General features: G+C 61.4%; 26 protein-coding genes, 1 tRNA gene and 1 pseudogene. 13 read left to right on the top strand and 15 right to left on the bottom strand.

The genetic code is table 11. From position 1 onward, the window contains the following. Nucleotides 1–196: 196 nt before the first annotated feature. Nucleotides 197–1,423: an aminotransferase class V-fold PLP-dependent enzyme gene (locus AC19YX_RS22305; protein ID WP_500607031.1), complete on the top strand. Its 1,227-nt coding sequence runs from the start codon at nucleotides 197–199 to the stop codon at nucleotides 1,421–1,423. Between the two features lie 51 nt (nucleotides 1,424–1,474). Here the strand turns inward: AC19YX_RS22305 and AC19YX_RS22300 are convergent, their stop codons facing one another. From AC19YX_RS22300 to AC19YX_RS22270, 7 genes are all read right to left on the bottom strand, one after another. Continuing rightward, a complete protein-coding gene (locus AC19YX_RS22300; RefSeq protein ID WP_500607030.1) occupies nucleotides 1,475–1,933 on the bottom strand; it encodes an Lrp/AsnC family transcriptional regulator in 459 nt (152 codons plus the stop codon). A gap of 193 nt (nucleotides 1,934–2,126) precedes the next feature. After that, nucleotides 2,127–2,855, bottom strand: coding sequence for an amino acid ABC transporter ATP-binding protein (locus tag AC19YX_RS22295; protein WP_078468842.1), 729 nt, complete (start codon nucleotides 2,853–2,855; stop codon nucleotides 2,127–2,129). Next, on the bottom strand, nucleotides 2,852–3,538 hold the full coding sequence (locus AC19YX_RS22290; protein WP_078468841.1) for an amino acid ABC transporter permease: 687 nt from the start codon (nucleotides 3,536–3,538) through the stop codon (nucleotides 2,852–2,854). The genes AC19YX_RS22295 and AC19YX_RS22290 overlap by 4 nt, the downstream gene beginning before the upstream one ends. A gap of 2 nt (nucleotides 3,539–3,540) precedes the next feature. Then, nucleotides 3,541–4,269, bottom strand: coding sequence for an amino acid ABC transporter permease (locus tag AC19YX_RS22285; protein WP_078468840.1), 729 nt, complete (start codon nucleotides 4,267–4,269; stop codon nucleotides 3,541–3,543). Nucleotides 4,270–4,480: 211 nt separating this feature from the next. Next, nucleotides 4,481–5,380 carry a transporter substrate-binding domain-containing protein gene (locus AC19YX_RS22280; protein ID WP_020295059.1) on the bottom strand — a complete coding sequence of 300 codons (900 nt, stop codon included), beginning with the start codon at nucleotides 5,378–5,380 and terminating at the stop codon, nucleotides 4,481–4,483. A gap of 54 nt (nucleotides 5,381–5,434) precedes the next feature. Continuing rightward, the gene (locus AC19YX_RS22275; RefSeq protein WP_421546449.1) at nucleotides 5,435–6,637 is read right to left on the bottom strand and encodes a pyridoxal phosphate-dependent aminotransferase; all 1,203 of its coding nucleotides are present in this window, start codon (nucleotides 6,635–6,637) and stop codon (nucleotides 5,435–5,437) included. A 330-nt stretch (nucleotides 6,638–6,967) separates the two neighbouring features. Beyond that, a complete protein-coding gene (locus AC19YX_RS22270) occupies nucleotides 6,968–7,741 on the bottom strand; it encodes an IclR family transcriptional regulator domain-containing protein (protein WP_500607029.1) in 774 nt (257 codons plus the stop codon). Between the two features lie 146 nt (nucleotides 7,742–7,887). On the opposite strand from AC19YX_RS22270, the gene AC19YX_RS22265 reads away from it, so the two are divergent. The 7 genes from AC19YX_RS22265 (at nucleotide 7,888) to AC19YX_RS22235 (ending at nucleotide 16,597) form a co-directional block, all read left to right on the top strand. Continuing rightward, nucleotides 7,888–8,706: a shikimate dehydrogenase family protein gene (locus tag AC19YX_RS22265; protein WP_500607028.1), complete on the top strand. Its 819-nt coding sequence runs from the start codon at nucleotides 7,888–7,890 to the stop codon at nucleotides 8,704–8,706. 33 nt (nucleotides 8,707–8,739) lie between these two features. Continuing rightward, nucleotides 8,740–10,515: an FAD-dependent oxidoreductase gene (locus AC19YX_RS22260; protein ID WP_500607027.1), complete on the top strand. Its 1,776-nt coding sequence runs from the start codon at nucleotides 8,740–8,742 to the stop codon at nucleotides 10,513–10,515. Beyond that, on the top strand, nucleotides 10,484–10,804 hold the full coding sequence (locus tag AC19YX_RS22255) for an NIPSNAP family protein (RefSeq protein ID WP_078468836.1): 321 nt from the start codon (nucleotides 10,484–10,486) through the stop codon (nucleotides 10,802–10,804). Before AC19YX_RS22260 ends, AC19YX_RS22255 begins: the two co-directional genes overlap by 32 nt. Before the next feature lie 70 nt (nucleotides 10,805–10,874). Further along, on the top strand, nucleotides 10,875–12,605 hold the full coding sequence (locus AC19YX_RS22250) for an FAD-dependent oxidoreductase (RefSeq protein WP_500607026.1): 1,731 nt from the start codon (nucleotides 10,875–10,877) through the stop codon (nucleotides 12,603–12,605). 47 nt (nucleotides 12,606–12,652) lie between these two features. Continuing rightward, a complete protein-coding gene (locus tag AC19YX_RS22245; RefSeq protein ID WP_078468834.1) occupies nucleotides 12,653–13,045 on the top strand; it encodes a hypothetical protein in 393 nt (130 codons plus the stop codon). 150 nt (nucleotides 13,046–13,195) lie between these two features. Beyond that, nucleotides 13,196–13,636: a hypothetical protein gene (locus tag AC19YX_RS22240; RefSeq protein WP_421546443.1), complete on the top strand. Its 441-nt coding sequence runs from the start codon at nucleotides 13,196–13,198 to the stop codon at nucleotides 13,634–13,636. Between the two features lie 30 nt (nucleotides 13,637–13,666). Next, nucleotides 13,667–16,597 (top strand): DUF4132 domain-containing protein, encoded by a 2,931-nt coding sequence (locus AC19YX_RS22235; RefSeq protein WP_500607025.1) that lies wholly within the window; start codon nucleotides 13,667–13,669, stop codon nucleotides 16,595–16,597. A gap of 98 nt (nucleotides 16,598–16,695) precedes the next feature. Here the strand turns inward: AC19YX_RS22235 and AC19YX_RS22230 are convergent, their stop codons facing one another. Next, nucleotides 16,696–17,727, bottom strand: a complete 1,032-nt coding sequence (locus tag AC19YX_RS22230) for a helix-turn-helix transcriptional regulator (RefSeq protein WP_500607024.1) — start codon at nucleotides 17,725–17,727, stop codon at nucleotides 16,696–16,698. Between the two features lie 337 nt (nucleotides 17,728–18,064). Between AC19YX_RS22230 and AC19YX_RS22225 the strand changes: the two genes are divergently transcribed. Further along, nucleotides 18,065–19,105 carry an MDR family NADP-dependent oxidoreductase gene (locus AC19YX_RS22225; RefSeq protein ID WP_421546440.1) on the top strand — a complete coding sequence of 347 codons (1,041 nt, stop codon included), beginning with the start codon at nucleotides 18,065–18,067 and terminating at the stop codon, nucleotides 19,103–19,105. Continuing rightward, entirely contained in the window at nucleotides 19,105–19,485 is a 381-nt protein-coding gene (locus tag AC19YX_RS22220) for a hypothetical protein (RefSeq protein WP_421546439.1), read from the top strand. Before AC19YX_RS22225 ends, AC19YX_RS22220 begins: the two co-directional genes overlap by 1 nt. A gap of 260 nt (nucleotides 19,486–19,745) precedes the next feature. On the opposite strand, the gene AC19YX_RS22215 is transcribed toward AC19YX_RS22220, so the two are convergent. From AC19YX_RS22215 to AC19YX_RS22195, 5 genes are all read right to left on the bottom strand, one after another. Continuing rightward, nucleotides 19,746–19,821: transfer RNA gene (locus AC19YX_RS22215), tRNA-Gly, on the bottom strand. Between the two features lie 63 nt (nucleotides 19,822–19,884). Continuing rightward, nucleotides 19,885–20,445, bottom strand: coding sequence for a CDP-diacylglycerol--glycerol-3-phosphate 3-phosphatidyltransferase (gene pgsA / locus AC19YX_RS22210; RefSeq protein ID WP_020295155.1), 561 nt, complete (start codon nucleotides 20,443–20,445; stop codon nucleotides 19,885–19,887). Nucleotides 20,446–20,477: 32 nt separating this feature from the next. After that, entirely contained in the window at nucleotides 20,478–22,301 is a 1,824-nt protein-coding gene (uvrC, locus tag AC19YX_RS22205; RefSeq protein WP_020295156.1) for an excinuclease ABC subunit UvrC, read from the bottom strand. A 2-nt stretch (nucleotides 22,302–22,303) separates the two neighbouring features. Further along, nucleotides 22,304–22,945 (bottom strand): response regulator transcription factor GacA, encoded by a 642-nt coding sequence (gacA, locus tag AC19YX_RS22200; RefSeq protein WP_020295157.1) that lies wholly within the window; start codon nucleotides 22,943–22,945, stop codon nucleotides 22,304–22,306. 145 nt (nucleotides 22,946–23,090) lie between these two features. Next, nucleotides 23,091–23,456, bottom strand: coding sequence for a helix-turn-helix domain-containing protein (locus AC19YX_RS22195; RefSeq protein WP_078469138.1), 366 nt, complete (start codon nucleotides 23,454–23,456; stop codon nucleotides 23,091–23,093). 81 nt (nucleotides 23,457–23,537) lie between these two features. Here AC19YX_RS22195 and AC19YX_RS22190 point away from each other — a divergent pair, with 81 nt between their 5' ends. Continuing rightward, nucleotides 23,538–23,774 (top strand): DNA-binding protein, encoded by a 237-nt coding sequence (locus AC19YX_RS22190; RefSeq protein WP_078468827.1) that lies wholly within the window; start codon nucleotides 23,538–23,540, stop codon nucleotides 23,772–23,774. A gap of 23 nt (nucleotides 23,775–23,797) precedes the next feature. On the opposite strand, the gene AC19YX_RS22185 is transcribed toward AC19YX_RS22190, so the two are convergent. Further along, entirely contained in the window at nucleotides 23,798–24,241 is a 444-nt protein-coding gene (locus AC19YX_RS22185; protein ID WP_500607023.1) for a GNAT family N-acetyltransferase, read from the bottom strand. A gap of 80 nt (nucleotides 24,242–24,321) precedes the next feature. Further along, nucleotides 24,322–24,504, bottom strand: a pseudogene (locus AC19YX_RS22180) (nitrilase-related carbon-nitrogen hydrolase); the annotation flags it as partial. A 624-nt stretch (nucleotides 24,505–25,128) separates the two neighbouring features. Here AC19YX_RS22180 and AC19YX_RS22175 point away from each other — a divergent pair. Together AC19YX_RS22175 and AC19YX_RS22170 are read left to right on the top strand one after the other, a co-directional pair. Then, a complete protein-coding gene (locus tag AC19YX_RS22175; protein ID WP_500607022.1) occupies nucleotides 25,129–26,208 on the top strand; it encodes a 3-deoxy-7-phosphoheptulonate synthase in 1,080 nt (359 codons plus the stop codon). A 163-nt stretch (nucleotides 26,209–26,371) separates the two neighbouring features. Beyond that, nucleotides 26,372–26,653, top strand: a complete 282-nt coding sequence (locus AC19YX_RS22170) for a peptidylprolyl isomerase (protein WP_020295163.1) — start codon at nucleotides 26,372–26,374, stop codon at nucleotides 26,651–26,653. Nucleotides 26,654–26,731 lie beyond the last annotated feature (78 nt).

The raw sequence follows: 26,731 nt of genomic DNA, 5'->3' as shown, positions 1-26,731 counted from the left end.
GCTTTCAGCGATCTCACTCAATGCCTGAGCAATTACCATCGGCACTTATGACGGATTCCACGCATTTCACGAGGTTATGACGCGCGATTCCTGCATTGACGGGGTTGGCCCGCCCTACTTATGCGGCCCTTATGCATGGGTCAGCCATTAGGATAGGGCGTGTCAAATTCCCCCTAGCGATGCCGGAGTCTTGTTCATGCCCACTCTCGATCTGCCGTTCATCCGCAGCCATTTCCCGGCCTTTGCCGAGCCCTCGCTCGAAGGCCAGGCATTTTTCGATAACGCTGGCGGCTCCTACGCCTGCCAGGACGTCATCGATCGCCTCAATCGTTTTTACCGTCAGAACAAGATGCAACCCTACGGTGTGCACCCTGCATCTCGCCGGGGTGGCGAGGAGATGGACCGTGCTCATCGCGAAATGGCCAGCTACCTCAACGTCGCACCCGAGGAGGTCCACCTGGGCCCCTCCTCCTCACAGAACAGCTATGTGCTAGCAGAGGCCTTTGCCAATCGGCTCGAAGCAGGTGATGAGGTGATCGTCACCAACCAGGACCACGAGGCCAACAATGGCGTGTGGCGTCGGCTGATCAAGCGCGGCATCGTCATAAAAGAATGGCAGGTCAACGCGACCACCGGCTCCCTGGATTCAGCGGCCCTGGTAGAACTCCTGACCTCACGCACCAAAGTGGTGGCTTTCACCCACTGTTCAAACATCCTGGGTGAGATCAACCCGGTCCGCGAGATCTGCGAAATCGTCCATGGGGTCGGCGCCGTAGCCGTTGTCGACGGTGTTTCTTACGCTGGCCATGGCTTGCCGGATGTCGCCGAGCTCGGCGCGGATGTCTACCTATTCTCGCTGTACAAGACCTTTGGCCCGCACCTGGGCGCGATGGTCATTCGACGGCCGCTGATGGATTTCCTCGGCAACCAGGCGCACTACTTTAACGCCGCCCACCTGGCCAAGTGGTTCGTCCCGGCCGGGCCTGACCATGCCCAGGTCGCAGCGGTCAACGGCGTCACGGCCTATTTTGACAGCGTGCATGCCCACCATTTTCCCGAGGCCGACAACAGCGAGCGCGGCGCAAACCTCAGGAAACTGTTCAAGCATGCCGAAGTCGGGCTGCTGAGCCCACTGCTGGAGTTTTGCGCCAAGGATCCGCGTGTCCGGTTGCTGGGCCCCACTAACGCGCAGAAAAAAGCCGCGACCGTGTCACTGCAAACCCTGAATGCCACACCTCGCGAAGTCTGCGAGCGCCTTGCCTCCAAGGGCATCATCGCCGGCGCTGGCCATTTCTATGCCGTGCGCCTGCTGGAAGCGCTCGGGATCAATCCCGACGAAGGCGTACTCCGTCTTTCATTTGTTCACTACACCTCCCAGGAGGAAGTGCAACAACTGATACGGGCGCTGGACGAGTCGCTCTAAGCTCACCGCCACCACGCATGGGTGCTGCCGCGCCCGGCACCCATGCTGACTTCACGAGCGATCACCGACCAGCTCATCCAGGCAGATAAATGACTGCGTACTGCTGATATCAGGGTGGCTGCTCAACTCATCGACCAAAATCCGGGTGAAATCGGCCATGCGTGGCGCAACCACGCGCAGCATGAAATCGACATCCCCGGTGATGCCTGTCGCCAGGCGCACCCACAGTCGGTTCTGCAGCAACAGGGCAACGCGTTCGCGGGCGCCTGGCTGGTTTCGCTGCAAGGTCACCAGTACCCACGCGTTGACATCATTGCCGAGCTTGTTTTCATCAATGTCCGCTGAATAACCACGGATCACGCCTTCGTCTTCAAGCCTTTTCACCCGTCGCTGACACTGAGAAGGTGACAGCCCCACCTGGGTGGAGAGTTGCTGATGGCTGATTCGACCTTCCTTGCGTAGCACAGCGATTATTCGTGTATCCATCCGATCAAGCTTGAAGTCAGTCATGCAAGGTCACCAGGGCGCAGGATTCCCGCGCAGGAAATCATGGCGGTCATTGCAATGCAAACCTGTTGCGCAGCATCAGAGACAGCATCCAAACCGCCGCAGAGCAGAACCGCGACCCATGACGCAAGACGCCCGATGCAAGGCATCGGGCGTTAGTTGCGCGGCATGGGGCCTGCCGTACTTTTGCCGCTGGTTAATGCTGCAGGATTTTCGACAAGAAGCTGCGTGCCCGATCCGAGCGTGGCGCACCGAAGAACTCTTCAGACTTCACGTCCTCGATAATTTCTCCGCCGTCCATGAACACGATGCGATCAGCCACTTTGCGCGCGAAGCCCATTTCGTGGGTGACGCACATCATGGTCATGCCTTCACTTGCCAACTGGACCATGACGTCCAGCACTTCATTGACCATCTCCGGGTCGAGTGCCGAGGTCGGTTCGTCGAAGAGCATCGCGATCGGGTCCATGGCCAGGGCACGAGCGATCGCTACCCGCTGCTGCTGGCCACCGGACAACTGGATCGGGTACTTGTGGGCGTGGTTCTTGAGGCCGACGCGATCCAGCAGTTGCATGCCTTTTTTGGTGGCTGTGTCGCGGTCGCGGCCCAGTACCTTGATCTGCGCCAGGTTGAGGTTTTCGATGATGCTCAGGTGCGGAAACAGCTCGAAATGCTGGAACACCATGCCCACTCGAGCGCGCAGCTTGGGCAGGTCGACCCCTTTGCCGGTGACGGGCTGGTTATCGATGAAAATCTCGCCTTTCTGCACCGGCTCCAGGCCATTGACGCATTTGATCAAGGTGCTCTTGCCCGAACCGGAAGGTCCGCACACCACCATCACCTCCCCCCGCGAGAGCTGAGTGGTGCAGTTTTTCAGAACCTGAAAGTTGCCATACCACTTGCTCAGGTTTTTCATCTGGATCATGCGGTTCTCCCTATATTTCTTTTCATGCGCTTGGTCAGGCTGGACAGCAGATAGCAAATCACCAGGTAGACCAGGGCCACGAACAGGTACAGCTCTACCAGGCGCCCGTCACGCTGGGCGAACTTGCTCGCTGCACCGGTGAAGTCGGCGATGGAAAGCACGTAGACCAGTGAGGTGTCCTGGAACAGGATGATGGTCTGGGTCAGCAGCAACGGCGTCATTCGCCGCATCGCCTGGGGCAGGATCACGTAGAACATTGATTGTGCCGGCCGCATGCCCAGGGCCGCCGCGGCCTGTCTCTGGCCGCCGCTGACGCTCTGGATGCCACCGCGAATGATCTCGCTGTAGTACGCCGCCTCGAACATGCAGAACGTCACGAAGGCGGTGACCACCGGACCGATCTGCACCGGCCTCTCGGTGCCGAAAGCCATTTGCAGCAGCAGCGGCATCAGGAAGTAGAACCAGAAAATCACCAGCACCAACGGAATGCTGCGCATCACCGTCACATAACCCAGGGCAAAACCGCGCATGACGCGGTTCTGCGAGAGTCGCATCAGCGCCAGCAAGGTGCCGGCCAGGATACCGACGGACATCGCCACCAGCGTCAGCAGCAAAGTGAACTTCAGGCCATTCCACAGCGCCGGCATAGCCCGCACGATTACGCTTGGATCGAGTTCAAACATAACTACCTCGTCGCGCCGCGAAGGGTCAGGGAACGCTCGATGTGCCCCATGACAAAGGTCACCAGCAACGAAATGACCACGTAGATCAAGGTTGCGGCGGTGAACGCCTCAAAGGTATTGAACGAGTACTCGCTGACGTTTCTCGCCTGCGCGGTCAATTCCATCAAGCCAATGGTCAGGGCCACCGATGAGTTTTTCAGGGTGTTCAGCGCCTCGGACGTCAGCGGTGGGAACACCACCCGCAATGCCTGGGGCAACAGTACCTGCAGGTACATCTGGCTCGGACGCAGGCCCAAGGCCAACGCCGCGCCCCGCTGCCCGGCGGCAACCGATTCGATGCCAGCCTTGAACAGTTCCGACAGCTTGGCCGAGGTGAAAAGGGTCAACGCCACGACCGCGCTGAAAAACGAGGGATAGGGCAAGTCCTGCTTGAGATAGTCCCCCATCGATACCGGCAATAGCTCGGGTATCACGAAGAAGCAGATGAACATCTGCACCAGCAAGGGGATGTTGCGGAACACCTCGGTGTAGAGGTTACCCAGCCACACCAGCGGTCGAAGGCTGCTGGTACGCAGGGTGCCAACCAGGCCACCGATCAGAAAGGCCAGGATGAATGCGGCGAGGGTTGTAGCCAGAGTCCAGCTGGTGCCCGTGACCAGCCAATGCAGATAGGAAGACGATTCTCCGGGCGCAAAGTCCCAGAACACGCTCCAATTCCAGTTGTAATCCATGAAACACCAACCTTTGAGAGAAAGCGGAACTCAGCATTCGCAGATGCCGGCAGGTCGAGGAACGGGACGTATGCACAGGAGCAGCCGTTTGCTGGCTCGCGAAGCACCTTCCTTTGCAACGTGCATCCACACCGCACGCGTCATCCTTGACGTTCATGACCAGCACACTAACTACTCACAGATCCGTATTCACTCGACCCACTAGGTGGCATCAGACGCCAGTATCGTTCGGGTGGGCGATGGCTTCTTTCAGCGCGTCGCTCATGGGCAGGTTGATCACAGCGTTCTTCGGCGGAATCGGCTGCTGGAACCATTTCGGGTATTGGGTATCGATCACGCCGCTGCTGTAGAGGTTGCGCAATACGTCATCCGCGAAGGTCTTGAACTGCGGATCATTCTTGCGGATGCCGATGGCGTAGGGTTCAGCGGACATGGGTTCAGCCAGCAAGGTGTAAGCATCCGGGCTGCGGCTTTGCGCAATGGTCGCCATCAACTGCACGTCGTCGTTGATGTAGGCCACGGCGCGGCCGGTCTCGAGCATCAGGAAGGCTTCACCGCCATCTTTGGCGTTGAGGATTTTCAGGCCCAGTTGCTGTTCGCGGTCGATTTTCTTGGTGATCCACTCACCGCTGCCACCGGTAATCACCACCACCGACTTGCCCTTGAGATCAGCAATGCTGTTGATGCCAGAGGTTTTCTTCACGGCATACTTGGCGCTGGCCACGTAGCTGGTCAGCAGGAAGCCGATCTGTTTCTGGCGCTCGACCGTGTTGGTGGTAACGCCGCATTCCAGGTCGATGGTGCCGTTGATCAGCAACGGTGTACGGGTGGCTGCGACCACCGAGACGTACTCGGTCTTCAAGCCGGGCTCGCCGACCTTGACCTTGATCTGATCAACGATCTTCTGGCACAGCTCGATGCTGTAGCCGATGGGCTGCTGGGCATCGTTGAGGTAGGAAAACGGAAGCGATGCATCGCGATAGCCAAGGGTGACAGTGCCCGACTCCTTGATCTTCTTCAGGGTCCCGGTGAGGTCGTCCGCCTGGGCAGCGCCGGCGCTGAGGCAGGCAGTCACGACGAGGGCAAGCAGCTGTTTCTTTTTATCGAGCATGGGGATCTCCGACTATTGTTTTGGCAGCTTTGGCACAGCAAAAGAGCGAGGGCTTCAGCGCAAGGCTGCGAGCGCCTCGCGGATACGAACGACCGCTTTTTGTAGGTTTGCGCGGGATGTGGCGAACGACAGCCGGAAGTAACCCGGCAGCCCAAACGCCAGGCCCGGAACGACCGCCACGCCGGCGTGATTGAGCAGGTAGGCCGATAACTCGACGTCATCGGTGATCACCTGACCGTCAGGCGCGGTGCGCCCCAACAACTGGCTGCACTCGGGAAAGGCATAAAAAGCCCCCGCCGGCGCGCTCAGGCGCAAGCCCTCGCATTGGCTCAGGCCCTCCACCAGCATGCGGCCGCGCTCGGCGTACTCGGCGGCGCAACTCTTCACGAATGCCTGCGGACCTTCGAGTGCGGCGCGCGACGCTTCCTGGGAAATCGCGCTGGCGCCCGAAGTGCTCTGGGACTGGATTTTGCTGATTGCCGCGATAAGCGCCTTGGGGCCCGCGGCATAACCGATACGCCAGCCGGTCATGGCATAGGCCTTGGCCACGCCATTGATCAACAGCGTGCGCTCACGCAACTGAGGACAAGCGTTGCCGAATGAGACGAACGGCTGGTCGGCAAGCAATACGTGCTCGTAGATTTCGTCGGACATCACCAGCACGTTGGGGAAGTCTTCGAGCACCTTGCCCAGCGCCTGCAACTCGGCCTGGGAATAGATGGCGCCACTCGGATTGGACGGTGAATTGAGAATCAGCCAGCGGCTTTTCTCGGTCAGCGCGGCTTGCAGCGCTTCGGCAGTCAGCTTGAAGCCGACCTCGATGCCACAGGCGATCACCTGCGGGCTGCCACCGTTGAGGGTGACGATGTCGGAATAGGAAACCCAGTACGGCGCGGGGATGATCACCTCATCACCGGCTTCCAGGGTCGCCATGAAGGTATTGAAAATCACCTGCTTGGCGCCGTTGCCGACGGTGATTTCGTCGACGCTGAAACTCAGCCCGTTTTCGCGCTGGAACTTGCCGACAATCGCCTGGCGCAGCGCCAGAGTTCCCTGGGGCGCTGTGTAGCGAGTATGCCCGTCACGCATCGCCTGGCTGGCGGCATCAATGATATGTGCCGGGGTATCAAAGTCCGGCTCGCCGAGGCTCATGTCGACAATGTCGCGACCCTGGCTGGCGAGTTCTTTGGCACGCATGGAGATGATCATGCTGGGAGAGGAAGAGATCTGCTTGACGCGCTGACTTTCAAAACTCATGAACTACCCGCCTTATTTGGAGGTTTGCTGAAGACCATGGAAGATCGTCCAGCGCCTCACTGCTGTTGTACGATGTAGTATGACATGTGATTTTTTGATTTCGCAATCGGCAAATACAGCTGTTTTCTGCGAGGCGATAAAATTCGTGAAACCTAGCAAACAAGGGCTGTTCAGCTGATTCAGGCTTCAGGGATCGGCATCCACGCAGTGAAACGCGCTGGATAAATCGACGAGGAGTGCTAAGAGGACGTCAAATTTGCGACAGACGTATGATGACCATCACGCAAAAAGCGCCCTTTCAACAGGTTCCAAACGGCCTGTCGTTGAAACTCAGAGCGTCATGATCGGCCTTAGCAGTGCCTGCCCTTCATACAGCGCCGACAGGTAGCGCTCGCGCATGCTCTCAAGGGTCATGCGCGAGGCGTGAGTGGTCAGGGTCAGCGTGGCCTGCAAGTGCCCTTCCCGATCGATCAGCGGCACGCTCAGCACGCGCATGCCCACTTCGTATTCCTGATCCACCATCACATAGCCGCGCTCGCCGGCCAGGGCGATTTCACGGCGAATCTGGGCTTCATCGGTGAGGGTGTACGGGGTGATGGCCCGTGGCGGGTTGCGCTGGAAGTAAGCCGCCAGCGCCTCCGGGGAAAGACTCGCCAGCCATAGCCGGCCGCTACCGGTGCAATACATCGGCACCCGTGAACCGGGGCGGATCGACATCGAGGTGATGTGGCTATAGCGGCTGCGCACCACGTGCACAATGTCATCCCCATCACGCACGCCCACCGACACATGCTCCTGGGTGGTCCGCGCCACCTGCTCCACGATCGGGCGCAGCATGCGCGGCAATACCGCGGAATCGACATAGGCCTGGCCGATGCGCAAGGTTTTGGCGGTCAGCCAGTAATGGCGGCCATCGGTCTGGGCAAAGTCGTCATGCACCAACGTCAGCAAAAAGCGCCGCGCCGCGCTGTGGGTCATCTCGGCCATGCGCGCGACTTCGGGCACGCTCAAGCGCGGATGTTCCTGGGAAAACAGCTGCAACAGAGCCAAGCCCTTTTGCAGGCCAACGATCAGATCCCGCTGATGGATGGTGGGTTGCTTCATCGGGCGTGGCTCCTTGAGGGGCAAATACTGCGATTATCGCAGTGGTGTTGCGATTATCAATGTATTCCAGGGTGCGTTTGATTGTCCGCCCTGTACCTCGCTTGCAGTATTGGCTCCACAACACAGCCAATAAGCGGGACTACCCCATGATCCAGGGTTCAACTGAACTGGTCGCCATCGTCGGCTCACCTATCGCCCAGGTGAAGTCGCCGGAAAACTTCAATCACTGGTTCGCCGACCAGCAGCAGAACGTCGCGATGATCGCCATCGACCTGGCGCCAACCGCCCTCGACGCTTTCGTCCAGACCCTGCGCGGCTGGCACAACCTGCGCGGATGCGTGGTGACCGTGCCTTACAAACAGCAGTTGGCCGGGAGCCTGGACAGCGTCAGTGAACGCTCGACGGCGCTGCGCTCGATCAATGTGATCCGCCGCGAGGCCGACGGCCGGCTGGTGGGCGATATCGTCGACGGCGAAGGCTTTCTCAACGCCGCGCGCAAGCATGGGTTCAATCCCCAGCACAAACAGGCCCTGGTGATTGGCACAGGCGGCGTGGGCAGCGCCATTGCCTACGCACTTTGCCAGGCCGGAGTCAGTCGCCTGGTCATCAGCGACATCAGCCACGAACGCGTCGAGGCACTCGGCAAGCTGTTGCGCAGTGCCTTCCCGGCTATCGCGATCAGCGCCGGACCGGCCTCGCTCGCGCCCTTCGACCTGGTGGTCAACGCCTCGCCAGTGGGCATGGGGGCAACCCGCGATGAGGGCCCGATGCCGTTGCCCGACGCCCTGATGGCAACCCTGACCGCAAGCACCCTGGTGGCCGACGTCGTGACCTCACCGGCAGTGACACCCTTTCTCGCCTTTGCCCGACGCCTCGGCTGCCCGATCCAGACCGGACCGGAAATGGCCCTGGCGCAATTGGGCAACCTGGGGCACTTCATGGGCGTGACGCCGCTGGAAATCTGACTCTCCGGCAACGTCCTCAAACAGGTGACAACCATGAACACTACGACTTCCCTGGCCTCGGCCGACGCCGGCCAGACCTATGACGTCATTGTCCTGGGCAGCGGCGCTGCCGGTTTCGCCGCGGCGGTGACGGCCAGTTGCCGCGGGCTCAAGGTCCTGCTGGTGGAAAAGACCGAGGCCTTCGGCGGCACCTCGGCGATTTCCGGGGGTGCGGTGTGGCTGCACGATACCGATCAGGCCCGGGCCGCCGGGCATCACCTGGCCGCCGAGCAGATGCGCGACTACCTGAAAGCGGTGATAGGCCCAGGCTACAACCCGCCCTTGATCGACGCGTTCATCGAGCACGGTCGTGAAGCCCTGCACTACCTGGAAACCCACAGCGAACTCAAATACAGCCTGCGGCCGCTGTCGCCCGACTATTACCCGGACTTGCCCGGTGGCACGCTCACCGGCCGGGCGCTGGAAATCGACGAATACGACGGACGCCGCCTCGGCGAGCATTTCAAGGACCTGAAACGACCACCGGACGGCATGCTGCTGTTCGGCGGCATGATGGTCAACCGGGTCGACATCCAGCATTTCCTCAGCATCAAACGTTCGCCCAGATCCCTCTGGCACTGCCTGAAACTGCTGACCCGCTACGCCATCGACCGCCTCAGCCATCCCCGCGGCACGCGCCTGACCGTGGGCAACGCCTTGATCGCGCGCCTGGCGACCACGGCCCTGGCCAATGGCGTCGACCTGTGGCTGCAGGCGACACCCGAGGCGTTGATCATCGAGCATGGCCGGGTCCGCGGGGTGCAGATTTCCCGAGGCGCCATCACCCGTCCGGTATTCGCTCGGGGCGGTGTGGTACTGGCCATGGGCGGCTTTGCAGCAGGCGCCCACGCGGCGCAACAGCGGCCGGACACCGGCTCGGAACACTGGAGCATGTCACCGCCCGCCAACGTCGGTGACGGGCAACGCTTGGCGGCGTCGATCAACGCCGCCGTCGGCGATCACCTGGCGGCGAATTTCTTCTGGGCCCCGGTCTCGGTCTTGCACAAGGCCGATGGCAGCGTGGAGCGCTTTCCCCATCTGGTCACCGACCGCGCCAAACCCGGGGTGATCGCGGTCAATCGTGCCGGACGGCGCTTCGTCAATGAATCGGATTCCTACCACTGTTTCGTCCAAGGGATGTTCGCCCAGGGCGGTGCCAATGCGCCCTGCTGGCTGATCTGTGACAGCGAAGCCCTGAACAACTACGGCCTGGGCCTGGCGCGACCGAGCCCCGTCGACAACAGCGCACTGATCAAGGCCGGCTACCTGTTGCGCGCCGACAGCCCCGCCGAGCTGGCGCTTGCCGCCGGCATCGACGCCGCGCCCCTGGAGCAGACCCTGGCACAGTACAACGCCGATGCCGAACACGGCGTCGACCCCCTGTTCGGCAAGGGCAGTACGGCCTACAACCGCTACATGGGTGACCCGCTGCACCAGCCCAATCCCTGCCTGAAACCGCTGCGCAAGGCGCCCTTCTACGCCATACGCCTGTTTACCGGCGACCTGGGCTCCGCCCGCGGCCTGGTCACCAATGGCCAGGCCAACGTGCTGGATCGGAGCAACGCGCCGATCCCCGGGCTCTACGCCGCCGGCAACGAAATGAACTCGATCATGGACGGCACCTACCCTGGCCCGGGCATCACCCTCGGCCCCGGTCTCACCTTCGGCTACCTCGCCGCCAGCGACATCGCGCGCCGGCTCACCAGCACCGCATCACCATCCCCCACTGGAGAACAGCATGTACTACGAACTGCGCACCTACACCCTTAACCCCACCAAGCTCGGCGACTGGCTGGCCCTGTACAAAAGCAACGCCTTGGCGGTGCAGCAGGAACACCTGGGCAACCTTATCGGCTTCTTCACCACCGAAATCGGTGAGGTCAATCAGGTGCTGCACATCTGGGGTTATGCCAGCCTTGACGAACGTATCACCCGTCGCAACGCCATGGCTGCCGACCCGCGCTGGCAGGAGTTTGCGCGGCTGAACAAGGAGCTGAACGCCGTGGTGACCCTGGAATCACGCCTGCTGCGCCCTACCGACTTTTCCCCGCTCAAATAACCCCGGCGCCGTGTTGTGCCGCTTCCAATCGGGAGCGGCCAACCTCATCGTCCTTATCGCGGTAATCCCTATGTCCATCAGCGATCCCCTGTTTTGTGATGTTCTGGTCGTCGGCTCCGGCGCCTCTGGTCTGGCAACCGCAGTCACCGCGGCGCAACTGGGCCTCGATGTCACGCTGGTGGAGAAGGAGCCGCAGTTCGGCGGCACCAGCGCCTGGTCGGGCGGTTGGCTGTGGATTCCACGCAACCCCCTGGCCATCGCCGACGGTATCGTCGAGGACCTGGAGCAGGCGCGGGTTTATCTGCGGCATGAACTGCGCAGCGCAGTGCTCGACCCTCGCGTGGAGACGTTTCTCGAACAGGGCCCGAAAATGGTCGAATTTTTTCAACGCCATACCGAGGTGCAGTTTTTCTCCGGCAGCAAAATGCCTGATTTTCACGCCACCGAAGGCTGCGCAGCAGGTGGCCGCTCGGTCTGTGCCCTGCCCTTCGACGGGCGGCGCCTCGGCCCCTGGATCAACCGGCTGCGACGTCCACTCGACCTGATCAGCCTGGCCGGCATGGGCATCGCCGGCGGTGCCGATCTCAATCATTTGCTCAATGCCCGCCAGTCGCCGTCCTCATTGCTCTACGCCAGCAAACGCCTGCTGCGCCACGCCCGCGACCTGCTGCGCCATGGCCGCGGCATGCACCTGGTAAACGGCAATGCACTGGTGGCCCGCCTGCTCAAAAGCGCACTGGATCGAAGGGTACGCCTGCTGACTGATACGCCGGTACGGGAACTGCTGCGTGACGGTGAACGCGTGGTCGGGGCGCTCGTCGAATCCGCCGGACGCCGGGTCGAGATCCGCGCCCGGCGTGGCGTGGTGCTCGCCTGCGGGGGCTTCCCTCACGATCACCAGCGCATCGCGCGCCTGTTCCAGCATGCCGCCCATGGCAGCGACCATTTGAGCGCGGCCCCCAAGGGCAATACCGGCGATGGTCTGCGCCTGGGAGAGCGCGTCGGGGCAAGGGTGGTGTCCGACCTGGCCCATGCCGCCGCCTGGGCGCCGGTGTCGAGAGTGCCCCGCGAAGACGGCGGCTTCAGTGGTTTTGCGCACCTGATGGAACGCGCCAAACCGGGATTTATCGCCGTGCGCCAGGATGGCCGACGCTTCGTCAACGAGGCCGACTCCTACCACGACTACATGTGCGCCCTGTTTGCCGCCACGGGACCGGGAGAAACCCCGCTCTCCTGGCTGATCTGCGACCACCGCGCCCAACGCCGCTATGGCCTGGGCTGGTCCAGGCCCTTTCCATTTCCGACGGCGCGCTACGTGCGCGCGGGCTACCTGTTCAAGGCCCCGACCCTGGCCGACCTGGCCCGCCAATGCGGCATCGATGCCCGGCAACTGCAAGCCACCGTCAGCGCATTCAACCTGGGCGCGGCCCAGGGGCATGACCCGCTCTTCCAGCGTGGCGAGTCGCTGTACAACCAGGCACAGGGCGAAGTCCTGCACGGGCCAAACCCTTCCCTTGGCGGCCTGTGCACAGCACCGTTCTACGCGGTGAAGCTGGTGCCCGGCAGCCTCGGCACCTTCGCTGGCCTGAACACCGATGCCTGCGCCCGCGCCCTGGACCAACACGGCGCGCCGATTCCCGGGCTGTTTGCCGTAGGCAACGACATGAACAGCATCATGAACGGCCACTACCCCAGCGGCGGCATCACCCTCGGCCCGGGCATGACCTTTGGCTACATCGCCGCGCAAACGCTTGCCGGCCTGGCCCCTGACCAAGCGCCAACCGGCCGACCTGCGCCTTAGTCAGGGTGAAAAACGCCAGCGTGGAGAACCACCCTCGGGAGCCCGTGATGAGCCATACCCCGCAAAAGATCATGCCTTCACGCCTGGCTTGCCGTTATCCCGAGGTGCAACAGGCATTGGACGCCGGCCTCCCCGGCAGAAATCGGCAGGTGGCCACTCGAATCGTGTTGTGGGCAGCCAGCGAAGCCGGCCTCAACCGGGCGGAGATAGTCATCGCACTGGCGAAAAAAGACCCCGCGCTGTTCGACGCGCTCTGCGCGGAAATGGAGGAGCAGCAATTCAGGTTGTTTGAGCGGGGAGACGAAAGGCACCTGGTTTTTTTCAACAAGGCACGGGTCTATAGCGCAAGCGCCTGGTTGGCCCGTGACGTCCCCCATGAAGCGATCTATGAGTCCATATTTGCGACAGACAGCGCATTGCTGATGGCTGATTTTTTCTGAACCCTGAACGCGCTGCCCCATGATCCACGGGGCCATACCCACAGCTCCCGCCTCATGCGGCTCCACCATAAAGTGCGATGACGTTTATTGCCCACAGGACTATGCTAAGGCGCCATCCGCCCGGCTGGCCTGACTTGCAAGGAATGCGTCATGGAGTTCGTGGTTCATAGCTATTGCCTGAAAGGCGCGCGCCAGGAGCCTTTGCTGCCCCCCGTCACCCTGAAACCGACTTCATTGACCTTGACGGTCGCCGAGCTCATTCGCCTGACCGTGGCCCAACAGATCGCCGCGCTGTCGGTCCAGCACTGGCTGCAACACCTGTCGGCGCGCGAAGCGCTCGACCGCCAATACCTCAGCGAGCGGGACGTTCTTCAGCAGGCCCGTCAAGGCGCGGTGGCCATGCCTCAGGCCAGCGCGCCTCCGGACTTGGATGTCGGGGTTGAGGTCGAACGAGCCTTGAAGGGGTTCGAAACCCGCGCGTTCCGCGTTCTGCACAACGGCGTCATGCTGCAAAGCCTCGATGAGTCCATCGAACTGAGTCCCCCTTCCACCCTCGCGTTTATCCGCCTGGTGCCGCTGATTGGCGGTTGACCCTCGTCGCTCACTTCTTCGGATTACCTCATGCCATCACGTCGTCCTCTGCCTGAACAAGCCACACGCCTCGCTGCGCTGCGAGCCTTCTGTGATAGAGCGCTGGATGCCTATCGCGAGCCCGGAACCGATGAAGAGTCCGAGATCGATTTCTGGGAAGACCTCGACCTCCTGCGCATAGCCGATGACTGGGTCAGGCAGCATCCCGAGGATGGGCCCAAGGCACTGGCTGATGGTTTTGTGTTCCCGACCGTTTGGGACGATCTGCAGGACCACCGGGATCAACGGCGCTATGGCCTGCAATATCAACTCTGCGATGCGTGGATCACTGCTCACCCGGATGCCTACGCGCTGGAACAGATCTGTTCGCGACTGCGGCACATGCTGCAATTTGCCTTCGAGGACAGTGACTATCCATTGCCCACTGAAGAGGATGGCCCAGCCTATTACCGAAGAAGTCCCGACCAGGCCTGGGCCTTCCCGGACGTTCAAGCCTGCATCAATCGCCTGAGCAATTACCCGTCCACCCCGGCCTGGCAGAGTTTCGCCGAATGGTTGTTGGACGGCAGTTGGAACCGCGCACAGCCCTCTTCAGCGCCTGATGGTGAACAACGCAGAGTCGCCGACCCGTATCACTACCTGCATCGGGATATCAAGTGCATCGCTCTGGGCCTGCTGGCAGCGGGCCGCCTCGATTACCCCCGTTTCGTGCGGGCGGCCGATACGTGGGGCCGCGCCATGATGTTCTACTCAGACGTCGCCGGACTGGGCAGCGATGATGCGGAGCTGAATCGGTACACCGATGAAACGCTTGACGAAGACGATGCAGACGACGAGGCCGCGCAAGCGCAAGACCTCGATGACGAGTCGCCCCAAAGCGATGCGCCCGACACAGAAGAACCCGCCGCAGTGCCTCCTGAACTGGCGAACTTCACCGCGCGTTATGCCGAGAGCGCCCTGGCCGGGCTGCCCGACAATGCCGAGCGGCTGGCTGACATCCTGGGTTCGGTCGAGGTGTATCAGAGCCGCTGGTTGCTGCAGGCCCTGGCGGTCGTCGAACGACTGGGCATGACTCCCGATGGCTTCTTCGACCGCTTCGGCGATACGGCCGCCGTGCTCGAACGCTTCCTATTGCTTCAGGAATTGCCCAGGGAGCAATCGGCCGAGCTGCTCGCGGCGCTGAGGGGTTTTTCAAAAAATACCCTGCTGACCGCCCTGCCCTACGCCGGACACGCCAGCCGAGTGGTGCTCGACGCGCTCGGCTGGAGCGACCTGCAGGCCTTCCAGCGTGAATACCTGAACATTGCCCTGGCCCCTCAGTCCGGCTGGGGCAGCGACCTGCCCAATACCCTGGATGAAACCGTGGGTGTGGTAGACCGCTACCTGCTGGACAAGGCGCTGGCCGAGGCCGACCCGGACCACCTGCGTCAGTACCTCGCGGCACTCAAACCCTCGCACTGGGCGTTTCCCGAGACGCGCGTGCTGCTTGACGCCTATCAGGGCATCGGTCGACCGGCGCTGGAAAAGAAGCTGACCCGCCACGCCCAGGCGGCCATGCGCATCTATGGCCTACTGCCCGTCACCGATGCGGACGACGTACGCCAGCGCTATCTGACACTGAAGAAACTGCACAAGGAGGTGCGTAAATACGGCGCCGAGCGACAGGCCAACTCCCACGCCGCCGTGCAGGCCGGGCTGGAAAACCTGGCGCGGGTCGCCGGTTACCCCTCGGCGATGCGCCTGGAGTGGGCCATGGAATCGGAAATCGCCGAATCCGCCCTGACAGCCGCCACCATCGATGGCTACGAGGTCACGCTGGTGATTGACGGCTTGTCCCCCACCTTGCACATCTGCAAAGCCGGAAAGACGCTCAAAACCGCACCGCCAGCCATTCGCAAAAGCGCAGATTTCGTCGCCCTCAAGGCACAGCAGGCCCTGCTCAAGGACCAGATCGCACGCTTCTGCCGCACCCTGGAAGCCATGATGAGCAGCGGCGAAACCCTGGCCCTGGACGAGCTGAAACCGCTGTTGAACATGCCCGCGGTGCGCCTGCTGCTGGAGCAACTGATCGTGCAGGTCGACGCCGCTGCGCTGGGCTGGCTCGACACCGCCACGCTGACGGTGACTGACCTTGAAGGCCGCCAGCACACCGCGGCAAAAACCCTGCGGATTGCTCACCCTTTTCATCTGTTTACGGCAGGGCAACTCTCGGCCTGGCAGAAAGACGTGGTGAGCCATCGCCGCGTGCAACCGTTCAAACAGGCCTTTCGCGAGCTGTACCTGCTGACACCTGCCGAGAAAGACAGCGGCCTGTGGTCCAACCGATTTGCCGGCCACCGCCTGAAAAGCAACGTCGCCGCGCGGTTGCTGCAGGCCCGCAACTGGTCGACCTCAAGCGTCGAGGACATCTACTACGAGAGCAAAGAACACGGGATTTACGCCCTGTTCAACTTTCTGGAAACCGGCCATTACCTCTCGGAAACAGAGCACTTTATCTTCGACACGATTGCGTTCTACCGCGAGCAGAAAGCCATCCCCCTTGAGCACGTACCGCCGCTGCTGTTCTCGGAGGTCATGCGTGACGCCGACCTGCTGGTCTCCGTGGCCCACGCCGCAGACGGCTACAGCACCAGCAACGAAACCCTGCAGCGACGCGCCGAACTGGTCGCCGAGTTGATCCAGGGACTGGACTTGCGAAACGTTGAATGTGCCGGGCATTTTCTGCACATTACCGGCCAGCGTGCGAACTACCGCATTCATCTGGGCAGTGCCGTCATCCATATCGAACCCGGCAACTACTTGTGCATCGTGCCCGCGAGCCGCAACGTCACCGAGTTCTACCTGCCGTTCGCCGACACCGACAAGATAATGGCCGAGGTGCTGAGCAAGATGTTTCTGTTGCTGGACGACATGAACATCACCGACAGCCTGATACTGGAGCAGATACAGCAAGGCGGCTGACGGGGCTTGATGCAGGACTTGAAGCACTGGATCTCATATCGTTGCTTATTGCTGCTGTGGACCTGCCGTTTTTGCCAATCCCCGTGGCCATTTCTGTGTCATTTGGCGTGGCGCAATGACTTGGGGGTGCACCCGTAATACTTTTCGAAGGCGCTACTGAAGCTCGAAAGGTGTTGAAACCCGACCTTGTACGCCACCGTGGACACGTACATGCCTGACTCCAGAAGCTCCCTGGCTTTCGCCATGCGGATATCCGTCAGCATGCGGTAAGGGCTGGTGCCAAACACCTTGCGAAACCCCTGCTTGAGCTTGAATTCATTGGTGCTCAGCGCAGCGCACAAATACCCCACGGTTAATTGGCGGTCGAACTGGCTGATCAGGATATCCCGCGCTCTCAGCATCAAGTCCTGGTCCTTTGAGCGGACCCTGTCCTCTACGGACGTTGGCGCGGGCGCCAGCGGTCGGATCTGCTCCGACAACAGTCCGAGCGCGGCAATGTGGATATCAAGCAGCCCTCCAGCCTGGTCGTGCAGATGGACCAATGAATTGGCCAGCCTTTGTGTGGCCGCACCGTGCCTGCCGCAAAATAAACGGTTGGCCGACAGCGCCTTGACGCCGCCCTCGAGCAAGTATTCCAACCCGTACCGCTGCAGCAGCGGCACCTTGGCCACCAGGCGCAACTGGCGGATCGCCTGTTTGGCCGGATAACACCGCTCTCCGCGCAAGTTGCCGTAGGTGGCGACGGTGCTGTGGCCGCCGATGAAATCGTAACGCTGCCCGTCCATGCCGGTGCTGCTCGATTGTCCCGACAACGCGATCGCCACCGTCAGGGCACGCTCCCCTTCAAACGACCCGCTCTCCACCAGATCAACGTTCGGGGTGAACTGGGAGTAGGTCACTGCCAGGCCATCCTCGAATGTCAGAGAGTCAGTGAAGCAGGTGCCCAGGCTTTCGGGTAACTGGGATCGCTGCCAAGGCGTTTGCCCCAGGCGAGAAGGCGCAGCCCTGTCCGTGGAGGAAAATCGGTAGCTCATGCTCATCATTCCTTGTGTTGCGCTGCCCCAATGCCGGGATATCTGCGAAATGCCAAACAGATAATCCGGACTGCCTAAACCTGTAAACAGATCCATTCGCATTGGGATTCTATAGTGGCCCGACCTTAATTAGCGCCTCTTTCGGCCCTGGCCACCCCATGACTGATCTCCCTGACACGGTGCATGGCACTGTTTTCATAGCGCTGCCCTTGTTTGCTGCCGGCAACCTGCCGGCGCTGGGCGCGGAGCACCTCGCTCAACCGACGCCCATTGAGCGTGCCCATGAAGTCGCGCCACGCCACGTGTTGAGCGCCGATCAGCCCTGTGTGCCCGCCTTGCGCCTCTGGCGCCCCATCAATTTCCAGCCTTTACCGACAGCACCTCCATACGCCCGACCCAGGAGCGTTCAAATGAATACCGCAGGAGTCCATTCATGACGGAACACACACTCAAAGCACGGGAGGTCAAACTCCTCGGTTACCACTCGCGGGAACTCAAGGCCGAGCATTTCGCGGTGGTCGAAACGGCGGTTGCAGAACCCGGCCCCGGGCAGGTGCTGGTGCGCAATCGCTGGTTTCGGGTCTCTATCTCGACCCGTTTGATGGCCGAAGCGGGTGCCGAAGAGGTCAAAGGCATTCCCTTCCCCCCGCTCAAACCTGGCGACACCCTCGCCGATGGCGCCATTGGCGAGGTGATCCGGGTCGGTGCCGGGGTCAGCCTGAGTGTCGGCAGCCTCGTCATGCATCCCCTGGGGTGGCGCGACTACGCGGTGCTGCCGGTCGAGCAATGCACGCTCATCGATGCCTCGGTCGTTGATCCTGCCGCCTGGCTCGGGCATGGCTGGACGGCCTACGCCGCGTTGGTAAAGGCCGTGCAAGTTCGTCCGGGCGATACAGTCTTCGTCACCAGCGGCGCCGGCGCCATTGGCGCCATGGCCGGACAAATCGCCCGGCTACTGGGTGCTACACGGGTCATCGGCACCACCAGCAACCAAGAGAAGGCCCGGTGGATGCAGGCCGAACTGGGCTATGACGCCGTGGTCACGCGCGAAGGCGAGCCGATCCGCGAGCAACTGGCCCGCATGGCGCCAGAGGGTATCGACGTTATTGTCGACATGGTGGGCGGCGAACAACTGGCGGCCGCCCTGGAGATTGTCCGGCACGGTGCACGTTGTGTACTGCTCGGAGCAGTGTCGGCGGAACTGAACCCCCACAGCGCAACCCTGAAGGCACCGGTCGAACTGGACACCTTCCCCCTGATTCTCAGGGGGGTGACGCTACGCGGTTTCAGTGCCGACGAAGAAGCACCAGAAATGTTCGACGCCTGGATACGACAACTGGCGCTGTGGCAGCGCGACGGCGGTATTCGTACCCCCCACACCTTGGTCAAAGGCCTGCACCAAGCACCGCTGGCATTGCAGGAGGCTTGTGCGGGCCACCTCAAGAGCCTGGTCCTGGTGGAGCTTGAAGGGTGATGGGGGCTTCAACCGTTTCGCCTCACGTCAATACCAGCGCCGCGCAATCATGGCTGCTGTGGGCCGGTTTTATCCTGGTGTCGCTGAACCTGCGATTGATCTTCACAACCGTCGGCCCATTGCTGGAGAACCTGCAACTGGGCTTTACCTCCACCTTGCTGGTGACGACCCTGCCCCTGGCACTGCTGGGCCTGTTCTCCATGGCCGGCGTAAGGTTGCGGCACTGGTTGGGCGAGGAGCGTGCGCTGTTTTTCGCGCGGCACGGGCCGGGCAGCGGTCATGGCGGCCCGGGCGTCAATGTGTGTCGCGACCCCACGGCTTGGGCAATCACCCTGTTCTGCGGACTGCAGGTGCTGAACCTGTACGTGTTCCTGCCGTGAATGCCCACCCTGCTCAGGGACCGTGGACCCCCTGATGGTCGGGGCGCTCGATCAACACAATGGAGACTGAAACCTTCCGGCTGGGTGCAGCTGAGCAGGTCAGATACGGGCCGCAACCCGCCCTGAATCAACATATAAATGAAAGCGCGCCCATCAGAGCTGGAGCTGAGTGTTTTCAGACGGGGCGGAAAAAATCAAAGAAAGACTTTTCTCTGGACGAAAAAAATGGACCTCTTTTCAGAGGTCCATTTTTTAATGCTTGGAGCGGGAAACGAGACTCGAACTCGCGACCCCGACCTTGGCAAGGTCGTGCTCTACCAACTGAGCTATTCCCGCGTCTTGGTGGTGCGCATTTTATAGAAATCAGAAGCGGCGTCAAGCCCTTGATTCAAAAAAGTTTTATTTCTTTTCCGCATTGGTCTTCAGGTGCGGCCACGCGGCGCGCAGGTATTGCAGCATCGACCACAAGGTCAGGCCTGCGGCGATCAACAGAAGCGCATAGCCGACCAGGACCCAGAAGCTGAAGTCCGACGGGTTGGCCAGCAGGATCACCAGCGCCAGCATCTGCGCGGCGGTTTTCCATTTACCCATGTTGGACACGGCAACGTGGGCACGGGCGCCGAGTTCGGCCATCCATTCGCGCAATGCCGAGACAACGATTTCACGACCGATGATCACCGCCGCCGGCAAGGTCAGCCACAGGTTGCCGTGTTCCTGCACCAGCAGCACCAAGGCCACCGCCACCATCAGCTTGTCGGCCACCGGATCGAGGAAGGCACCGAACGGCGTGCTTTGCTCCAGGCGGCGCGCCAGGTAGCCGTCCAGCCAGTCGGTTGCTGCGGCGAAGGCAAACACCGAACTGGCCGCCATATAGCTCCAGCTGTAGGGCAGGTAAAACAGCAGAATGAAAATCGGGATAAGCAGGACGCGTAGAACGGTGATCAGATTAGGGATATTCATCGGCACAACTGGCTACGAGGTGAGGTGGCATTCTACTCGCTATGCAGGCTTGCATAAATCGACTCTGCGAGCTTTTTACTGATCCCCGGTGCTTTGGCGATCTCTTCGATGCTTGCACGAGACAGCTCCTGCAATCCACCAAAATGTTTGAGAAGCTCCCGCCGCCGCTTCGGCCCCACGCCCGCCACCCCTTCTAGGGTCGAGGTGCGTCGGGTCTTGCCGCGTCGGGCACGGTGCCCGGTGATCGCGAAACGGTGAGCCTCATCGCGAATCTGCTGGATCAGGTGCAGCGCCGGCGAGTCGCCTTTGAGGGTGAACTCGTGGGCCGCGTCATTCAGGTACAGGGTTTCGAAACCGGCCTTGCGCGTGGCGCCCTTGGCCACGCCGAGCAGGATCAGGTCCGGCACCGCCAGCTCGTTGAGCACATCACGGGCCATGGACAGCTGGCCCTTGCCGCCGTCCACCAGCAGGATGTCCGGCAACTTGCCCTCGCCGTCCTTGAGCTTGCTGAAGCGTCGAGTCAGGGCCTGATGCATCGCCGCGTAGTCATCGCCGGCGGTCACGCCTTCGATGTTGTAGCGCCGATAGTCGGACTTGATCGGCCCCTCGGGACCGAACACCACGCAGGACGCCACCGTGGCCTCACCGCTGGAGTGGCTGATGTCATAGCATTCCAGGCGCTGCGGTGGTTCGTCGAGGTTGAGCACTTCGGCCAGGGCATCGAACCGGGCCGCCACGTGCTGCCGGTTGGCCAGGCGCGCACTCAAGGCCTGTTCGGCATTGGTCACGGCCAATTGTTGCCAGCGGGCCCGGGTACCACGCACCCGGTGGCTGATACTCAGTTCACGCCCACGCTGTTCGTCGATGGCAGCAATCAGGGTTGGAAAGTCTTCGTGGACCACGTTGACGATCAACTCGGCCGGCAAGTCGCGTTCAGGGCTGCTGATAAAGTATTGGCCGAGAAACGCCAGCATGACCTCGGCCACCTCCTCCTCGATACCGACCTGGGGAAAGAAGTTCTTGCTGCCCAGCACTCGCCCACCGCGCACGCTGATCAGGTGCACACAGGCACCGCCCGGGTTAACGAAAGCCGCCACCACATCCACATCGCCAGTGCCACCTTCCATGCTCTGCTGGTCCTGGACCCGGCGCAGCAGGGAGATCTGGTCTCGCAGTTCAGCGGCCTTTTCGAAGTCCAGGGTGCTGGCGGCAGCTTCCATGGCGCTGGAAAGCTCGTCGGTCAGGGCATTGCTGCGCCCCTCCAGGAACATCACCGAATGCCGTACGTCTTCGGCATACACCGGCGCTTCCACCAGGCCGACGCAAGGCGCCTTGCAGCGCTTGATCTGGTACTGCAGGCAGGGCCGAGTGCGGTTCTTGTAGTAGCTGTCTTCGCACTGGCGGACCATAAAGGTCTTCTGCAGCAGGCTCAGGCTCTCGCGAATGGCGCCGGCACTGGGGTAAGGACCAAAGTACTTGCCCTTCTGCTTCTTGGCCCCACGATGGATGCTGAAGCGCGGAAAGTCGCCATCGGACAAAAACACATAGGGATAGGACTTATCGTCGCGCAGCAGGATGTTGTAGGGCGGCCGCCATTCCTTGATCAGCGTCTGCTCGAGCAGCAGGGCCTCGGTTTCATTGGCGGTGATGGTGGTTTCGATCTGCGCGATGCGCCCCACCAGGGCAGCGGTCTTGGGCGCCAGGCCGGTCTTGCGAAAGTAGCTGGCCAGGCGGTTTTTCAGGTTCTTGGCTTTACCGACGTAGAGCAGGCGCGCTTCGCTGTCGAACATGCGATACACGCCGGGACGGCCACTGCAGGTAGATAGAAAAGCACTGGGATCAAACTGGTCAGTCATTATCAGGCGCTGGCATCGACCATGCCGTGGCGAACCGCGAGCAACGTCAACTCGACATCACTGCTGATCGAGAGCTTCTCGAAAATACGGTAACGGTAGGTATTCACGGTTTTCGGCGACAGGCACAGCTTGTCGGAGATGATCTGCACTTTCTGGCAGCCGACAATCATCAGCGCGATCTGTATCTCACGCTCGGACAAGGCGTCGAACGGCGAATCACTGGAAGGCTGGAATGACTTGAACACCAGTTGCTGGGCGATCTGCGGGCTGATGTAGCGCTGGCCGGCAAACACCAGGCGGATCGCCTGGACCATTTCGTTGAGGCCAGCGCCCTTGGTCAGGTACCCGGCCGCACCGGCTTGCAACAAGCGGGTCGGGAACGGGTCTTCTTCACAGACCGTGACGGCCACGACTTTGATGTCAGGATGGCTGCGCAGCAATTTGCGCGTCGCTTCAAGACCACCGATACCGGGCATCTTGACGTCCATCAGGACCACATCGGGTTTCAGCTCCCGAGCCTTGAGCAGGGATTCCTCTCCCGACTCGGCCTGTCCGACTACTTGCAGGCCATCGATGTCAGCCAGCATTCGTGTAATGCCTGTACGAACGAGATCATGGTCATCGACTACTAGCACCCTAATCAAGCAGACACCTCGCGAAATGGTCTTATAGGTTGCCGGACACCTTAGCAAAAAAGCAGCGCCCAGACCTAATGGCAGCGCGACATAAAGAGCATCTATTCACAATAATCAGCGATTACCGAGTTATCCCTGAGTAAATGCTTGGTTCTCAGGTTTCGCGCACCCCCACCTTTCTGCGCGACACGCTGGAGGCAGAGAGCTCTGCGAGGGTCATGGTCAGGCGCCGGATAGCATCCTGATCCTCCTTGAACAACGCTCTGTAGCTGTCCAGCACCTTCTCCTCGGTCTGACTCAGATGACCGACATGGACCGGAATGCGGCTGCCGGTCAACACATACAGCACATCCACCCCCTGGGCGGCGACCCGTGACAGATAATCCGCCTTGGGCGCACGGTCACCGCTCTCGTACTTGCCTTGCGCGTTGGCTTCAACGCCACCTATTTCACCAAAAACTTTCTGCGACATGCCCAGGCGCTCTCGCTCCCGTCGTAACCGCGAACCGATTCCACTCATTTGGATGTATGATCCCATTTTATACACCCCTAGGGGTGTTACACTCTTCACGCATTGAACAAATTTGAACGGTTTTGAACTATGCCCGGTATCCGCACTGCCGCACAAGCCAAGGCCTGGCTAGAACACCAAGGTAAATCCGTACAACAGTTCGCACGTGAACACGGTGTCGATCCAGCGACCACCTATCAGGTGCTGGCCGGACGCAAAAAAGGTCGGCGCGGAGAAGCGCATAAAGTCGCGGTGCTGCTGGGCATGAAGGACGGAATCATTCTGGCGGACGAAATACCCGCTCAACTCCCTACCGTCGAACCGTGACAGCCAATCGGAAGCAGCCCCGCCTACCCAGGTGCGACACAGTGCCGCTCCATCCGTAGAAAACACTCGTCTTCGCCCACCACCTCAAGCCCCATCCGCCGATAGAGCCCCTGGGCCGGGTTGTCCTTGAACACGGTCAAGCGCAACAGGCCGCGCCGTTCATGGCGTGCCTTCGCCAGCATCTGTTCGATTGTCCAGGCGCCGGCGCCCTGCCCTCGGCGACTGGCCTGCACGTGCAGTTCGCGAATATAGAGCGCCTTGAGATCACGGCTCAGGCTGACAAAACCCAAGCGCTCGGCACCACTGCAGATCAGCCAATTCTCCCGTCCGACCCAGGCGACGTCGAACGCCTGATCCAACCACAGCAGGTCGTGGCGAATGTGATAGCCAAGCATTGTTTCGCGGGTGAGGTCGCGGGCGAACGCCAGGTCCGCCGCGCTGGCCGGGCGCAGTTCGAATTCGCTCAAGAGCACACGACGCCCACGACCCGCCCGCTCCAGACCTGGTCCGTGCGCCGGGCGATCACCAACTGTTCGCCGACACCGCGTGCTGCGGCAAGATCGGCCGCCCGCTCAGGCTCATAACCCGTCAATGACAACTCGGGGAACACCAGCAATTGCACGCCCTGCTCGGCGGCCGCGGCCATAAAGTCGAGGTGCCGGGCGATATTGCCAGGCAGGTCGCCTGCCACGGAAATCGATTGGGCAGCAGCAATGGTCAGTGTCGGCATGAATGATCCTGAATGGCGGCAACGCTCGCGAGCGGCGAGTGTGTCATAAAACTTCCGGTGGCTTAATCCATAGATCCCGGCCTCAATCGCCATAGAAATTAGTGATTGAATCGCAACCCCCGCCTCAAGTAAGCTCGCCCCACTTCACGGAGAAACAGCATGTTGCCCCTCACCCCTTCCACGCATCGTCACACTGCCAGCGCCTCGCGCTCGGTGGCGGCTGCCCGGGTGAACAACGTCTGCGCTCCGGCAAGCTTTTATTTTGGGTATTGGTTTAGCCACTGGCGCGCCTGATACCCAAACGGCGCCCACTTCACGGGTCGCCCACCAGAGAACTTCTCACCCCCGGTCGGCTTCCCGACCGGGGGTTTTGTTTTTTAGGGCTGCACATTTTTAGCAACACACCGAACTTACTGAGGATTGACCCATGAACTACGCCACTTATTACCGTTACCCATCCTTCGCCTGGCGATTTAGCAACCTCCGTTCGGGACAGCCTGCCGCCTCCGATCGGTCACCGACTGGTGGCAACCCAACATCAATCGCCAATCCGGCCAATTGTCGAACACCCCAGTAGGGCCGCGCGCGGGAACCGTCCCGCCGCCTGCCCAGGAAGCCTTGAACATGAACTCGTCCGTCTCTGCCCTGCCGCTGTCCACCCTGTCTTCTGCCAACGAAGCCCTGACCCAGCGCCTGCCCAGCTCGCTTGCCCTCAAGCAGCAATTGCCCCTCAGCGCTGCCTTGCAACAGCAAGTCGCCACCCATCGCCAAGCGGTGCGCAACATTCTCAACGGTGAAGACTCCCGTTTGCTGGTGGTCGTCGGGCCCTGCTCGATCCACGACCCACAGTCCGCTATTGAATACGCCACCCATCTGGCCCGCCTGGCGGCCGAAGTCAGCGACGACCTGCTGCTGGTGATGCGTGCCTACGTCGAAAAACCCCGAACCACGGTCGGCTGGAAAGGCCTGGCCTACGACCCGCACCTGGACGGCAGCGACGACATGGCCGGCGGCCTGACCCTGTCCCGCGAGCTGATGCGGCAGATGCTCGAGCTGGGCCTGCCGATTGCCACCGAACTGTTGCAACCAATGGCTGCCGGCTACTTCGATGATCTGCTGAGCTGGGTGGCGATTGGCGCACGCACCACCGAATCGCAGATCCACCGCGAGATGGCCAGCGGCCTGGCAATGCCGGTGGGCTTCAAGAATGGCACCGACGGCGGGGTCGGCATCGCCTGCGACGCTATGCGATCAGCGGCGCACCCCCATCGCCATTTCGGTGTCGACAGCCAGGGCCACCCGGCCATCATCCAGACCCCAGGCAACCCGGACACCCACCTGGTGCTGCGCGGCGGCCACCGCGGGCCGAACTACGACCGCGCGCATGTGGCCCAGGTGCAGCACGAGCTGCAGAAGTTGAAGATCCCGGCGCGGATCATGGTCGATTGCAGCCACGCCAACAGCGGCAAAGACCCGCTGCGCCAATCAGCAGTGTTCAATGATGTGCTGCAACAGCGTCTGCACGGAGACCGCTCGCTGGTCGGGGTGATGCTGGAGAGCCACCTGTTCGAAGGCTGCCAGCCCCTGAGCCCCTCGATGCGCTACGGCGTATCGGTGACCGACGGCTGCCTGGGCTGGGACGCCACCGAAGACTTGCTGCGCAACGCCGCGCAACAATTGCGGGCGCTGCCGGCGTCCGCCTGACAGCCCGCGCAGCGGCGACAGCACCGTAGCCGCTGCCGCCAGGCTGCGCTGGCCCTTAAGGGTTGGCCAGCGGTCGCGACGGTAACGAGTAGAAGGAACTTTGACGAGAAATAGCCACCTGAATCCGGTAGGCTCTCCACTTTCTTGAAAGGAGCAACTCCCCATGGCCAAAGCCACTGCCCGTCACATCCTCGTTGCCGACGAAGCCAAGTGCAACGCACTGAAATCCGAAATCGAAGCCGGCGCAGACTTCGCCGAAGTCGCGAAAAAGAACTCCACCTGCCCATCCAGCCGTGATGGCGGCAACCTGGGCTCGTTCGGCCCTGGCCAGATGGTCAAGGAATTCGACACCGTGGTGTTCAGCGCCCCGATCAATGTCGTGCAAGGCCCGGTGAAAACCCAGTTCGGTTACCACCTGCTGGAAGTGACCAGCCGCCAGGACTGATCCTGTCGCGATTTGTGTCCATGACGGCCCGCCTTTTGGTGGGCCGTTGTGTTTGGGAGATGGCTTGCGGCTGGCAAG

Source organism: Pseudomonas sp. MF09150, from assembly GCF_059862355.1.
This window is presented reverse-complemented; position numbering and strand designations above follow the sequence as displayed.

Excerpts from the sequence above, each read along its gene's own strand:
- AC19YX_RS22235 (WP_500607025.1), top strand. The coding sequence starts at position 13,667 with ATGCCATCACGTCGTCCTCTGCCTGAACAAGCCACACGCCTCGCTGCG.
- AC19YX_RS22305 (WP_500607031.1), top strand. The coding sequence starts at position 197 with ATGCCCACTCTCGATCTGCCGTTCATCCGCAGCCATTTCCCGGCCTTT.
- AC19YX_RS22265 (WP_500607028.1), top strand. The coding sequence starts at position 7,888 with ATGATCCAGGGTTCAACTGAACTGGTCGCCATCGTCGGCTCACCTATC.
- AC19YX_RS22295 (WP_078468842.1), bottom strand. The coding sequence starts at position 2,855 with ATGATCCAGATGAAAAACCTGAGCAAGTGGTATGGCAACTTTCAGGTT.
- AC19YX_RS22250 (WP_500607026.1), top strand. The coding sequence starts at position 10,875 with ATGTCCATCAGCGATCCCCTGTTTTGTGATGTTCTGGTCGTCGGCTCC.
- pgsA (WP_020295155.1), bottom strand. The coding sequence starts at position 20,445 with ATGAATATCCCTAATCTGATCACCGTTCTACGCGTCCTGCTTATCCCG.
- AC19YX_RS22225 (WP_421546440.1), top strand. The coding sequence starts at position 18,065 with ATGACGGAACACACACTCAAAGCACGGGAGGTCAAACTCCTCGGTTAC.
- AC19YX_RS22270 (WP_500607029.1), bottom strand. The coding sequence starts at position 7,741 with ATGAAGCAACCCACCATCCATCAGCGGGATCTGATCGTTGGCCTGCAA.
- AC19YX_RS22280 (WP_020295059.1), bottom strand. The coding sequence starts at position 5,380 with ATGCTCGATAAAAAGAAACAGCTGCTTGCCCTCGTCGTGACTGCCTGC.
- AC19YX_RS22220 (WP_421546439.1), top strand. The coding sequence starts at position 19,105 with ATGGGGGCTTCAACCGTTTCGCCTCACGTCAATACCAGCGCCGCGCAA.
- AC19YX_RS22195 (WP_078469138.1), bottom strand. The coding sequence starts at position 23,456 with ATGAGTGGAATCGGTTCGCGGTTACGACGGGAGCGAGAGCGCCTGGGC.
- uvrC (WP_020295156.1), bottom strand. The coding sequence starts at position 22,301 with ATGACTGACCAGTTTGATCCCAGTGCTTTTCTATCTACCTGCAGTGGC.
- AC19YX_RS22175 (WP_500607022.1), top strand. The coding sequence starts at position 25,129 with ATGAACTCGTCCGTCTCTGCCCTGCCGCTGTCCACCCTGTCTTCTGCC.
- AC19YX_RS22240 (WP_421546443.1), top strand. The coding sequence starts at position 13,196 with ATGGAGTTCGTGGTTCATAGCTATTGCCTGAAAGGCGCGCGCCAGGAG.
- AC19YX_RS22300 (WP_500607030.1), bottom strand. The coding sequence starts at position 1,933 with ATGACTGACTTCAAGCTTGATCGGATGGATACACGAATAATCGCTGTG.
- AC19YX_RS22260 (WP_500607027.1), top strand. The coding sequence starts at position 8,740 with ATGAACACTACGACTTCCCTGGCCTCGGCCGACGCCGGCCAGACCTAT.
- AC19YX_RS22230 (WP_500607024.1), bottom strand. The coding sequence starts at position 17,727 with ATGGATCTGTTTACAGGTTTAGGCAGTCCGGATTATCTGTTTGGCATT.
- AC19YX_RS22285 (WP_078468840.1), bottom strand. The coding sequence starts at position 4,269 with ATGGATTACAACTGGAATTGGAGCGTGTTCTGGGACTTTGCGCCCGGA.
- AC19YX_RS22275 (WP_421546449.1), bottom strand. The coding sequence starts at position 6,637 with ATGAGTTTTGAAAGTCAGCGCGTCAAGCAGATCTCTTCCTCTCCCAGC.
- AC19YX_RS22245 (WP_078468834.1), top strand. The coding sequence starts at position 12,653 with ATGAGCCATACCCCGCAAAAGATCATGCCTTCACGCCTGGCTTGCCGT.
- AC19YX_RS22170 (WP_020295163.1), top strand. The coding sequence starts at position 26,372 with ATGGCCAAAGCCACTGCCCGTCACATCCTCGTTGCCGACGAAGCCAAG.
- AC19YX_RS22255 (WP_078468836.1), top strand. The coding sequence starts at position 10,484 with ATGTACTACGAACTGCGCACCTACACCCTTAACCCCACCAAGCTCGGC.
- AC19YX_RS22190 (WP_078468827.1), top strand. The coding sequence starts at position 23,538 with ATGCCCGGTATCCGCACTGCCGCACAAGCCAAGGCCTGGCTAGAACAC.
- AC19YX_RS22290 (WP_078468841.1), bottom strand. The coding sequence starts at position 3,538 with ATGTTTGAACTCGATCCAAGCGTAATCGTGCGGGCTATGCCGGCGCTG.